The 12,200-nt window shown below is 62.6% G+C and carries 10 protein-coding genes; all 10 read left to right on the plus strand.

Features of this window, described 5'->3' with window-relative positions; genetic code table 11:
* Nucleotides 1–17 precede the first annotated feature (17 nt).
* The 10 genes from AB6802_RS23240 (at nt 18) to AB6802_RS23285 (ending at nt 12,194) form a co-directional block, all read left to right on the plus strand.
* Entirely contained in the window at nt 18–1,388 is a 1,371-nt protein-coding gene (locus AB6802_RS23240) for a glutamine synthetase family protein (RefSeq protein ID WP_371012519.1), read from the plus strand.
* A 176-nt stretch (nt 1,389–1,564) separates the two neighbouring features.
* The gene (locus AB6802_RS23245) at nt 1,565–2,953 is read left to right on the plus strand and encodes an aldehyde dehydrogenase family protein (RefSeq protein ID WP_371012520.1); all 1,389 of its coding nucleotides are present in this window, start codon (nt 1,565–1,567) and stop codon (nt 2,951–2,953) included.
* Nucleotides 2,954–2,971: 18 nt separating this feature from the next.
* Nucleotides 2,972–4,144 (plus strand): iron-containing alcohol dehydrogenase, encoded by a 1,173-nt coding sequence (locus AB6802_RS23250; protein ID WP_371012521.1) that lies wholly within the window; start codon nt 2,972–2,974, stop codon nt 4,142–4,144.
* A gap of 243 nt (nt 4,145–4,387) precedes the next feature.
* Nucleotides 4,388–5,494, plus strand: a complete 1,107-nt coding sequence (locus tag AB6802_RS23255) for an ABC transporter substrate-binding protein (protein ID WP_371012522.1) — start codon at nt 4,388–4,390, stop codon at nt 5,492–5,494.
* Between the two features lie 66 nt (nt 5,495–5,560).
* The gene (locus AB6802_RS23260) at nt 5,561–6,550 is read left to right on the plus strand and encodes an ABC transporter permease (RefSeq protein WP_371012523.1); all 990 of its coding nucleotides are present in this window, start codon (nt 5,561–5,563) and stop codon (nt 6,548–6,550) included.
* Nucleotides 6,547–7,338, plus strand: coding sequence for an ABC transporter permease (locus AB6802_RS23265; protein WP_371012524.1), 792 nt, complete (start codon nt 6,547–6,549; stop codon nt 7,336–7,338). Before AB6802_RS23260 ends, AB6802_RS23265 begins: the two co-directional genes overlap by 4 nt.
* Before the next feature lie 16 nt (nt 7,339–7,354).
* Nucleotides 7,355–8,419, plus strand: a complete 1,065-nt coding sequence (locus AB6802_RS23270; RefSeq protein WP_371012525.1) for an ABC transporter ATP-binding protein — start codon at nt 7,355–7,357, stop codon at nt 8,417–8,419.
* 326 nt (nt 8,420–8,745) lie between these two features.
* On the plus strand, nt 8,746–10,299 hold the full coding sequence (locus tag AB6802_RS23275; RefSeq protein ID WP_371012526.1) for a cation:proton antiporter: 1,554 nt from the start codon (nt 8,746–8,748) through the stop codon (nt 10,297–10,299).
* 132 nt (nt 10,300–10,431) lie between these two features.
* Nucleotides 10,432–11,352 (plus strand): endonuclease/exonuclease/phosphatase family protein, encoded by a 921-nt coding sequence (locus AB6802_RS23280; RefSeq protein WP_371012527.1) that lies wholly within the window; start codon nt 10,432–10,434, stop codon nt 11,350–11,352.
* Nucleotides 11,349–12,194 (plus strand): EamA family transporter, encoded by an 846-nt coding sequence (locus AB6802_RS23285; protein WP_371012528.1) that lies wholly within the window; start codon nt 11,349–11,351, stop codon nt 12,192–12,194. Before AB6802_RS23280 ends, AB6802_RS23285 begins: the two co-directional genes overlap by 4 nt.
* The last annotated feature ends 6 nt before the right edge of the window (nt 12,195–12,200 follow it).

Here is a 12,200-nt window from a genome sequence, read left to right on the forward strand (position 1 = left end):
GTTGGAGTGCCAAAGGAATGGCCGGAAATTTCTCGTTCGATCAGTTGAAGAAAGCGGTCTCCAATGGCGAGATCGACACGGTGCTGGCCTGCATCGTCGACATGCAGGGCAGGCTCTCGGGAAAACGTTTCCTGGCCCAGTACTTCGTCGATTCCGCGCATGGCGAAACGCATGGCTGCAACTATCTGCTCGCCTGCGACATCGATATGGAGCCGGTGCCGGGTTACAAGGCGGCAAGCTGGTCGAAAGGCTATGGCGACTTCGTCATGAAGCCGGACCTGTCGACCTTGCGTCGCATTCCGTGGCTGGAAAAGACCGCGCTGGTGATCTGCGACGTGCTCGACCATCACACGCATGAAGATCTGGCGCACTCTCCCCGCGCGATCCTGAAGAAGCAGGTCAACCGGCTGAAGGAGCGCGGCTATATCGGCTACTTCGCTTCCGAGCTTGAATTCTACCTGTTCAGCGAGACTTACGATTCCGCCCGCAAGAAGCATTGGCAGGGCCTCGACAGCGCTTCGCCCTATATCGGCGATTATCAGATCGGTATCACCTCGAAGGAAGAAGGCGTCATGCGCCGGCTTCGCAACGAGATGGAGGCCGCCGGCATCCCCATCGAGAACTCGAAAGGCGAATGGGGTCCTGGCCAGGAAGAAATCAACGTGCGCTACGCCGAGGCGCTCGACATGGCCGACCGCCACGTCATCCTGAAGAACGGCGCCAAGGAGATCGCGGACTCGGAAGGCAAGGCGATCTCCTTCATGGCCAAGTACAATTACGGGCTGGCCGGCAATTCCAGCCATATCCACAATTCGCTGTGGAGCGCCGACGGCAAGACGCCTTTGTTCTTCGACAAGAAGGCTGACTGGACGCTGTCCAGCCTTGGCCAGCAATGGGCGGCCGGGCAGTTGAAGTACGCCAAGGAATTCACCTGGTTCCTGGCGCCCTACATCAACTCCTACAAGCGCTTCCAGGCCGGCACGTTCGCGCCGACCAAGATCATGTGGAGCGAGGACAACCGCACCGCCGGTTTCCGGCTTTGCGGCGAGGGCACCAAGGGCATCCGCATGGAGTGCCGCATCGGCGGCGCCGACCTGAACCCCTATCTCGCCTTTGCCGCGCTGATCGCGTCCGGCCTTGCCGGCATCGACGAGAAGCTGGAGCTGCAGAAACCCTTCGTCGGCGACGCCTATCAGGCTTCGCGCCTGCCGGAGATCCCGAAGACGTTGCGCGACGCCACCGAGACGCTGGCCAAGTCCAAGATGCTGAAGCAGGCCTTCGGCGATGAAGTGATCGAGCACTATGTGCACACCGCCCGCTGGGAGCAGTTCGAATACGACCGCCGCATCACGGATTGGGAACTACACCGGGGCTTTGAGCGGTATTAGGCCAGAAGCCATTACAGGCCCGCCGCACCCTTAGCCCCTTTCCGCGAAGAACCGCTCGCGGGGTCGTCGGCGTTTCCCGCTCCTGTCGCGATACGGGGAGGGGGTGGCGCTGGCGGATAAGGTCAGCGCCGGGCCATGTGTTTTTCGATTGTTATAAAACTGCGAGGACTTGCAAAATGACCGAAACGGTCAAACTCATCACCCCCATCGATGGCTCGATCTATGCCGAGCGGCCCGTGGCAACGGACCAGGCGATCAATGCCGCGATCGAGCGCGCCAAGGCGGCGCAGGAGAAGTGGACGCAAACACCGATCGTCGAGCGCGGCAAGTACATGGTGGCGATGCTCGAAGCATTGGTCGCCATGACCGACGAGATCGTGCCGGAAATCGCCTGGCAGATGGGCCGTCCCGTTCGCTACGGCGGCGAGTTCGGCGGCGTCAAGGAACGCACCAACTACATGGTCGAAATCGCCGAACAGGCGCTCAAATCCGTGCCGGCTTCCAACCCGAAGGACGGTTTTCGGCGTTATGTGAAGAAGGATCCGCTCGGCGTCGTCATGGTGATCGCGCCTTGGAACTATCCTTATCTCACCGCCGTCAACACCATCGTGCCGGCGCTGATGGCCGGCAACACCGTCATCCTTAAGCACGCGGCGCAGACGCTGCTGGTCGGCGAGCGCTTCCAGCAGGCGTTTGACAAGATCGGCCTGCCCAAGGGCGTGTTCCAGAATATCGTGCTCAATCACGCCCAGACCGAGAAGCTGCTCGGCTCGGGCAAGATCGACCACGTCAATTTCACGGGCTCGGTCGGCGGCGGCCGCGCCATCGAGAAGGCTGCCGCCGGCACCTTCATGACGCTCGGTCTCGAGCTCGGCGGCAAGGACCCGGCCTATGTACTGCCCGACGCCAAGCTCGACCATGCGGTCGCCAATCTGGTCGACGGCGCCTTCTACAATTCCGGCCAGTGCTGCTGCGGCATCGAGCGCGTCTATGTGCATGAGAAGGTCTATGACGAGTTCGTCGAAGGCTTCATCGCCGAGACCAGGAATTATGTCGTCGGCAATCCGCTGGAGCAGGCGACGACCATGGGGCCGATGGCGCAGGCGCGCTTCGCCGACCTGATCCGCGAGCAGAAGGCCGAGGCGCTGCGCAAGGGCGCCAAGGCGCATATCAACATGAAGGTCGAAAACGACAGAGCCGGCTCGCCCCATCTGGCGCCCGAAGTGCTGACCGAGGTCGACCATCAGATGAGCGTCATGCGCGAGGAAAGCTTTGGCCCGATCGTCGGCATCATGAAGGTGCGCAACGATGAGGAAGCGATCGCGCTGATGAACGACAGCCCCTACGGGCTGACCGCATCGATCTGGACGCGCGACACCGAGCACGCAATCGCGATCGGCGACCGCGTCGAGACCGGCACGGTGTTCATGAACCGCTGCGACTATCTCGATCCGGCGCTGGTCTGGACCGGCGTCAAGGACACCGGCAAGGGCGTCGCCCTTTCGGCGCTCGGTTATGACAATCTGACCCGGCCGAAATCATTCCACCTGCGCGAAGCGATCTGACCTTTCGAAAGATAGAAAATGTCCAAACTGATCTCCAAATGGAACTACCCCACCACCGTCCGCTTCGGCGCCGGGCGCATCAAGGAATTGCCGGATGTGCTGGCGGCGACCGGCATCAAGCGGCCGCTCTTCGTCACCGATCCGGGCCTGGCCAAGCTGCCCGTCGTCGCCTCGACGCTGAAGATCCTCGACGACGCCAAGATCCCCTATGGCGTCTTCTCGGAAGTGAGGCCGAACCCGGTCGAGTCGAACCTCACCGCCGGCATCGCGGTGTTCAAGAAGGGCAAGCATGACGGCGTCATCGCCTTTGGCGGCGGCTCGGCGCTCGACCTCGGCAAGCTCATCGCCTTCCAGGCCGGGCAGACGCGGCCGGTGTGGGATTTCGAGGATGTCGGCGACTGGTGGACCCGGGCCAATTCAGACGCCATCGCGCCGATCATCGCGGTGCCGACCACGGCCGGCACCGGATCGGAGGTCGGCCGCGCCGGCGTCATCACCAACGAGGAGACCCATACCAAGAAGGTCATCTTCCATCCGAAGCTTTTGCCGGCGATCGTGATCGCCGATCCGGAACTGTCGGTCGGCATGCCGGGCTTCATCACCGCCGGCACCGGCATGGACGCGCTCGCACACTGCCTCGAAGCCTATTGCGCGCCGGGCTATCACCCGATGGCCGACGGCATCGCGGTCGAAGGCATAAGGCTGGTGTTCGAGAACCTGCCGAAGGCCTTTGCCAACGGCAAGGATCTGGTCGCTCGCGCCCATATGATGAGCGCGGCAGCCATGGGCGCCACTGCCTTCCAGAAGGGGCTCGGCGCCATCCACTCGCTGTCGCATCCGATCGGCGCGCTCTACGACACCCATCACGGCATGACCAATGCGGTTTTCATGCCCTATGTGCTCGCCTTCAACCGTGAGGCGATCGAGGATCGCATCGCCAGGCTTGCCGCCTATTGCGGCATCAAGGGCGGTTTCGACGGCTTTGCCAAGGCGATCATCAAGCTGCGCAAGGAGCTCAAGGTGCCGCACGCTCTGCCTGGCCTGATCAAGGGCCTGGACATGGACAAGAAACGCAAGACGTTGATCGCCGACATGGCCGTGGTCGATCCAACCGCCGGCGGCAACCCGGTCAAGCTGACCAAGAAAGCGGCGCTCACGCTGCTCGAGAATGCCATCGCCGGCTCCATCTGAGCCGGCTTTGGATGTCGAAAAATTGAACAAAGGGGAACCTAGGGGAGGGCAGAAGGGGCAAAAAACAAGGCAACTAACCATTAGCCGGAAAATTAAGCGCGGGCTAATTGCTACAGTCCGTTAAAAAGAGTTAACTTTTTTCGCCGCGGGGCTCCGGTTTCAAAAAGCCTTCATCTGGCTGTCACACGAAAACGATACCCGCATCGACAGGCGCTTAGCGCGCCAGTTCAACGGAGAGAACACATGTTCAAGTTCACGGGGAAAGTGCTTTCCCTTTCGGCCGCGGCGCTTTTCGCGTCGACGGTGATTTCGTCCGCGGCTTCGCTGGACGATCTCGTCAAGGCCGCGAAGGCCGAGGGCCAGCTCACCACCATCGCGCTACCGCATGACTGGTGCGGTTACGGCGATGTTATCGCCGGCTTCAAGGCGAAGTATCCGGAGATCACCATCAACGAGCTCAACCCCGATGCCGGCTCCGGCGACGAGGTCGAGGCGATCAAGGCCAACAAGGACAACAAGGGCCCGCAGGCTCCCGACGTGATCGACGTTGGCCTGTCTTTCGGCCCGTCCGCCAAGAAGGATGGCTTGGTCCAGGCTTACAAGGTGTCGACCTGGGACTCGATCCCCGACAGCGCCAAGGATGCCGACGGCTTCTGGACGGGCGATTATTACGGTGTGCTTTCCTTCCAGGTGAACAAGGACCTGGTGAAGGCATCGCCGACGGACTGGGCCGACTTGCTGAAGCCGGAATTCGCCAACTCCGTAGCTCTTGCCGGTGATCCGCGCGCTTCGAACCAGGCCATCCAGGCGGTTTACGCCGCCGGCCTGTCGTCAGGCGCCGCCGCTGGCGAAGCCGCCGGCACCGCCGGCCTCGACTTCTTCAAGAAGCTCAACGCCGCCGGCAACTTCGTGCCGGTCATCGGCAAGGCCGCCACGCTCGCCCAAGGTCAGACACCGATCCTCGTCACCTGGGACTACAACGCGCTTGCCGGCCGCGACACGCTGAAGGGCAACCCGCCCGTCGATGTCGTCGTGCCGAAGACTGGCGTTGTCGCCGGTGTCTACGTGCAGGCGATCAGCGCCTTTGCGCCGCATCCGAATGCAGCCAAGCTCTGGCTGGAATACCTCTATTCCGACGAAGGCCAGATCGCCTGGCTGAAGGGCTACTGCCACCCGATCCGCTTCAACGATCTTGCCAAGAACAACAAGATCCCCGCGGACGTGCTGGCCAAGCTGCCGCCGGCTGAGTCCTATGCAGCCGCGGTATTCCCGACGCTCGACGAGCAGGGCAAGGCCAAGGAAGCCATCACTAAGAACTGGGACGCCGTTGTCGGCGCCAACGTCAAGTAACAGTTGAGATCCACCGGGCGGCTTCACGGTCGCCCGGTTCTTTCTCTCGAAGACGGTAGCCGGCGCATGACCGATATCTCAATGTCCGACCACGCTGTTACCGGCAAGACGGCGCCTCCCGCCGAGGCGCGCAGTGTCAGGCTGCCGACGCAATGGCTCGGCGTCGCGCCGTTCTTCATTTTCGCCATCATGTTCCTGATCCTGCCCACACTCTACCTGATGCTGGGCGCATTCCAGAACGATGCTGGCGAATTTACTTTCAACAACATCGTGGGCATCTTCGACCCGCCGAATTTGAAGAACTATATGCAGTGCCAGTACAACTCGTGGACTTCCTGGGTCGATGGCAACTGCCAGCTGCCAAGCATTCTCGCCGCCTACTGGATATCGATAAAGATCAGCCTCGCTTCGTCGCTGATCGGCGCTTTCGCGGGCTTGGCGATTGCCATAGCCATCGTGCGCGGCGGCCTGCCTGACTGGATACGCTCAGCGACACTGACGTTTTCCGGCGTCGCCTCGAATTTTGCCGGCGTGCCGCTGGCCTTCGCCTTCCTCGCCACTCTTGGCCGACTGGGTCTTGCGACGGTCATACTGAACACACTGTTCGGCCTCAACATCTACGCACACGGCTTCAACATCCTGTCGTTCTGGGGCCTGACGCTGACCTATGTCTATTTCCAGATTCCGCTGATGGTGGTGATCATCGTTCCGGCCATAGACGGGCTGAAGAAGGAATGGGGCGAGGCCGCCGCGACGCTAGGTGCGACCATGTCGCAGTATTGGCGCATGGTGGTCATTCCGGTGATCTGGCCGAGTTTCCTCGGCACCGTGATCCTGTTGTTCGCAAATGCCTTCGGCGCCATCGCCACCGCCTATGCGTTGACCGGTTCGTCTCTCAACATCATTCCCATCGTGCTTTACGCCCAGATTCGCGGCGACGTGCTGCACAATGCCCACCTAGGCTATGCAATCGCCTTCGGCATGATCCTGATTACCGGTCTAGCCAATGTCTTCTACATCTGGTTCCGCACCCGTTCCGAAAGGTGGCTCAAATGAAGGCTGGCAGGTTCTGGGCCTGGGTCGTCTTCGCGCTGGGCGCGGCCTATTTCTTCATCCCGCTGATCGCGACAGTGGAGTTCTCCATGCGCATGCGGCGCGGAGCCTATTCCTTCGACGCCTACAAGGTCGTGCTGGGCGACGCACGCTTCCAGGCGACATTCGGCTATTCGGTGCTTGCCGCTGTTTTCACCATCATTCTCGGCGTGCTGATCGTGGTGCCCGCCGCCTACTGGATCCGGCTGCGCCTGCCGCAGCTGCGCCCCGTCGTCGAGTTCATCACCTTGCTGCCGCTGGTCATCCCAGCCATCGTCATCGTCTTCGGCTACATCAGAATGTATGGCTCGAATTCGCCGCTGCCGTTCCTGGCAACCGACACGGGCACCAATGCCTTGTTGGTCATCGGCTATGCCACACTGTCGTTGCCCTATATGTACCGCGCGGTGGATACAGGACTTCGCACCATCGACGTGCGCACGCTGACGGAAGCGGCACAGATTCTCGGCGCCGGCTGGGGGACGATCGTTACCCGTGTTATCCTGCCCAACGTGTTGATCGCGGTCTTGTCGGGTGCGTTCCTGACCTTCGCGATTGTCATTGGCGAATTCACCATGGCAAGCCTGCTCAACCGGCCGGCCTTCGGCCCGTATCTGCAGAACATCGGCGCCAACCGCGCCTATGAGCCGGCCGCGCTTGCCATCATCGCCTTCGCCATCACCTGGGGCTGCATGTCGCTGATCCAGATCCTATCCCGCTTCGCGCCGAAATCGGCGAACCGCCCGAACTGATCGAAAGAACAACTCCATGGCCGACCCGTTCCTCTCCATCCAGCACGTTCGAAAGTCGTTCGGCGCCACCACGGTGGTGGAGGATTTCAATCTCGACGTCGAGCCGGGCGAGTTCGTCTCGTTCCTCGGACCATCGGGCTGCGGCAAGACCACTGTGCTGCGCATGGTCGCCGGCTTCGAAGAGCCATCGGCCGGTAAGATCGTCGTCGCCGGCAAGGACATCACCCGGCTGAAGCCCAACCAGCGCAATGTCGGCATGGTGTTCCAGGCCTATGCGCTGTTTCCCAATCTGACCGTGGCGCAGAACATCGGGTTCGGCCTCAAGGTAGCCGGCATGCCGAGGGCAGACATCGATGCGCGTGTCACCGAGATGCTCGGCATCATCAAGCTGCCGCAGATGGCCGACCGCTACCCCTACCAGCTCTCCGGCGGTCAGCAGCAGCGCATCGCGCTGGCACGCGCCATCGCGCCGAAGCCGAAGCTTCTGCTGCTCGACGAGCCGCTATCTGCCCTCGACGCCAAGGTGCGCGTTTCGCTGCGCGAGGAAATCCGTTCCATTCAAAAGAAACTCGGCATCACCACCATCTTCGTCACCCATGACCAGGAAGAAGCGCTGTCGATCTCGGATCGCATCGCTGTGATGTATGGCGGCAAGGCCGAGCAGGTCGGCACGCCATTCGAGATCTACAACCGGCCGGCAACCAAGTTCGTCGCCAATTTCGTCGGCACGCTCAACGTGCTTGAAGGCAAGGTCACGGATGCCGCATCCGGCACGGTGCAGGTCAACACCCAGGAAGTTTCGCTCAAGGGCAAACTCAACGGTTCGAAGTCCGGCGATACGCTGTCGCTGGCGCTGCGGCCCGAAGCGATTTCGCTCGGCCGCCAGCCAGGCCGCGATTCCAGCCTGTCGGGCGAAATTTCCGAAGTGCACTTCCTCGGCTCGGTGATCCGGGTTCGGGTCGGCATCGGTAACAACACCGTCTCGCTCGACACGTTCAACAGCCCGGCCACGCCACCTCCCGCTGTTGGCGAGAAGGCCGATATATCGTTCTCATCGAGCGACATGCTGGTGCTTCACTAGGCTGTGCCGATATTCAGGTGAGGCCGGCCTGACCTGAATCCCGATACATCCTGCCCCGTCCACATCGGCCGTTTTAAGCCGGAGCGAAAAAGCCCGTGAAATCTGCTGGAAGACCGGCAGCGCCTCCATCTTGAGCGTTGGGAAGTCGGCCATCGCCACCAAGCCGCGATGCGCATTGGCGAGGGAGCGTATTGGCCGATGAGGATCATGATCGACGCTTACGGCCTCGCCTGAGAGCCGGATACGGCCGACCAAGCGCTGGACAATCGGCGGCATCCTGTCACCTTGTCGCTGCCAACCGACTTTTCACCCGCTGCGATATTCTCATGGCCCTTTTCGAGCTCACCCTTGTCCTGCTTCTGGCTGCCGTCGCGCTGACGGCGTTGTCGCGGCAGCTGGAGATTCCCTATCCGTCCCTGCTGGCGCTTGCCGGGGTTGGGCTTGCCTTCGTACCCGGCGCGCCGATGATCGAGATCGACCCGGAACTGGCGCTGGCGCTGTTCATCGCGCCGGTGCTTCTCGATGCCGCCTACGACACCTCGCTTCGCGATCTCAAGCGCTACCGGCTGTCGCTGGCCCTGCTGGCGCTCGGCGCCGTGATCTTCACGGCTGTGGTGGTTGCCTTCGTCGGCTGGAAGATGGCCGGCCTGCCGATCGCCGCGGCGATCGCGCTCGGCGCCATCGTCGCGCCGCCGGATGCGGTGGCGGCAAGTGCTGTGCTCAATCAGTTCAAGGTGCCGCATCGTATCACCGCCATTCTGCAGGGCGAGAGCCTGCTCAACGATGCCACCGCACTGCTGATCTACCGGCTGGCAGTTTCGGCGGCGCTCGGCACGATCATGCTGAGCAACGCCATTCCGACAATCCTTTTGGCAACGGTCGGCAGCGTCGTCGCCGGCTATCTGTTTGGCCGCTTCTCCTTGCTTACGCTCACGCGAATCGAGGATGCGGCGAGCAGCACGGTGGTGCAGTTCGCCGGAACCTTCGCCGTCTGGATCATTGCCGACAAGCTCGGCCTTTCCGCCATCATCACCATCGTCGTCTATGCCATCACCATCGCGCGCCGGGCGCCGCGGCGCATGTCGGCCAGACGCCGCGTCAGCGCCTATTCGGTTTGGGAGTCGGCGGTCTTCGTGCTCAACGTGTTGGCTTTCGTGCTGATGGGCCTGCAGGCCCGGTCGATCGTCGGACGGCTCGCCGGCGACGGGCAGGGCGAAGCGTTTCTCTTCGCCGCGACGGTGCTCGCCGTCGTCATTGCCGCGCGCCTTGTCTGGGTGGCGAGTTACGTTGCGATCATCCGCTGGTTTGCCCGCCACGACAGCGAGGAAAACAAACGGGATGCGCCGACATTTGCCGGCGCCGTGCTCGTCGGCTGGTGCGGCATGCGCGGGCTGGTGACGCTGGTCGCGGCCGTTGCCTTGCCTGCCGGCTTTCCAGGTCGCGACCCGATCGTGCTTGCCGCTTTCGCCGTCGTCCTCGGCACGCTGGTGCTGCAAGGCATGACCCTGAAGCCGCTGCTGCGCCGGCTTAACTTCCCGCGCGATACGACGATCGACCTTGAGGTTGCGCAGGCGCGCGTCGCCATCATGCAGGCCGCGCTCGATGTGCTGAGCCGCAAGACCTCGGCGGCCGCGGCCGTCGTGCGCGAACAATATGAGGCGCAACGCGTGGTCGCGGAAAACCCGGATGACGCTCAAGCCGCGACCGAATATGACCGGCTGCGGCTCTATGCCATCAACCGTCAGCGCGACACGCTCGAGGAATTGCGCCGCAACGGCACGATCGGCGACGAGGCCTATCATCGGCTGGAAGAAGAGATCGACTGGGCGGAGCTGGCGGCGTCGCCCGCCGGGAGCTACCAGCCGCTGACGACATACTAAGAAATTCAAGCCGGTGCATTGTCACTCCAAAGCCGGGCTCGGGGCCTGGCCCAAGCCGGTGTGGTTTCGCTGCACATTGCAACCAATCCGCCGAACCATTACTGCCAACACCGAATGTGAGCCGGTTAATCGATGAAGCTGGTCAGCTACAACATCCAGTATGGCTTCGGCATTGACGGCCGTTACGATCTTGCGCGCATAGCGCGCCTGGTCGACGGCGCCGACATCATCGCTCTGCAAGAGGTGGAGCGGCACTGGCGGCGCACCGACCATGACGATCAGCCCGAAATTCTGTCCAGCCTGCTGCCCGACTATTACTGGGTCTACGGCCCCGCCTTCGACATGGATGCCAGCGAAAGGCGCGATGGCCGTGTCGTCAACCGCCGACGGCAGTTCGGCACGATGCTGTTGTCCAGGCTGCCGATCGTCTGGTCGCGCCTGCACACGCTGCCGCTGCGGCGCACGCTGAGGCCGCTCAACACACGCAATGCCGCGCTCGAATGCATGATCCGGGCACCGGCGGGACCAGTGCGGGTCTTGTCGTTGCATCTTGCCCATATCGCGGCCGAGGAGCGGCTGGAGCAGATCGATTACCTGCTCGCCGAGCATCGCCGCGCTCCGCTGGAGGGGGGTCCGTGGAGCGGCGTCGATGACGAGCCGCAACGCAACTGGACGCATGGCCAGCCGGAACCGGAAAGTCCGCTGGCGGCGATCTGGCTGGGCGACTTCAACATGGAGCCGGGCAGCGCCGAACACCGGCGCATTATCGGCTCGACGCCCTATCATCGCGGCGCCGCCTATATCGACGGCTTCATCGACGCCGCTGCCGTCGCAAGGGCGCCGGCGGCGGACTTTCACACGCATGAAAAGATCATCGACGGCAAACTGGCAAAACGTCGGCTCGACCATTGCTTCGTCGGCGGTGGGCTGGCCGATCGCGTGCGCAGGATCAGCGCCGATATCGGCGAGATCGCTTCGGATCATTTCCCGCTCAGGGTCGATATCGATCTCGAAACGCCGTTCGGCCAGCAAGGGTCGATGAGCCCGTCATGACGTTGTTCGTCTTCCTCGCCGTACTCTCCGCGGCGGCCATGCATGCGATCTGGAATGCGCTGGTCAAGGTGCATCTCGACCGTTTCCTGTCGATCACCTTGATGACGCTCGGCATGGGCTTTGCGGCGATGTTCGCGCTGCCTTTCGTCGAGTTTCCAAGGGCCGAAATCTGGCCATACATCATTGCGTCGGTGGTCTTCCACATCGGCTACCGCAGCTTCCTGGTCGGCGCTTACAAGGCAGGCGATTTCGCCCAGACCTATCCGCTGGCGCGTGGCACCGCGCCGCTGCTGTCGGCGCTTGGCGCCATCGTCGTGGTCGGCGAGGTTCCGGCGCCGTTCGCCATTGTCGGCATCGTGCTGTTGTCGGTCGGCACGCTGGTGATGTCGTTTCGCGGCGGCGCGCATCTGGAGAAGCTCAATCTACGCGCGGTCGGCTTCGCGCTCGGCACATCGATCTTCATCGCCAGCTACACGCTGTCCGACGGCAGCGGCGCCAGGCTTGCCGCCACCGCGCAAAGTTACGCGGCCTGGCTGTTCGTCTGCGACGCGGCGGGGGCGCTTGTGCTGTGCCTGATCTTCCGAGGACCAAAGGCGGTACCCGTTCTGGCGCGCGACTGGAAGGCCGGACTGTTCACCGGCGTGCTCAGCGGCGCCGCCTATTGGATCGTCATGTGGGCAATGACCAAGGCGCCGATCGCCTCGGTCGCATCATTGCGCGAGACCTCGATCCTGTTTGCCATGCTGATCTCGGTGCTGGCGCTGGGCGAGAAGATGACTGCGTGGCGCGTCGCCGCGGCGCTCGGCATCGTGGCCGGCGTCGCGGCGCTCAGAATGGGTTAGCGGCCG

Origin of the sequence: Mesorhizobium sp. RCC_202 (genome assembly GCF_041355295.1) — a bacterium.
Lineage (GTDB): Bacteria > Pseudomonadota > Alphaproteobacteria > Rhizobiales > Rhizobiaceae > Mesorhizobium.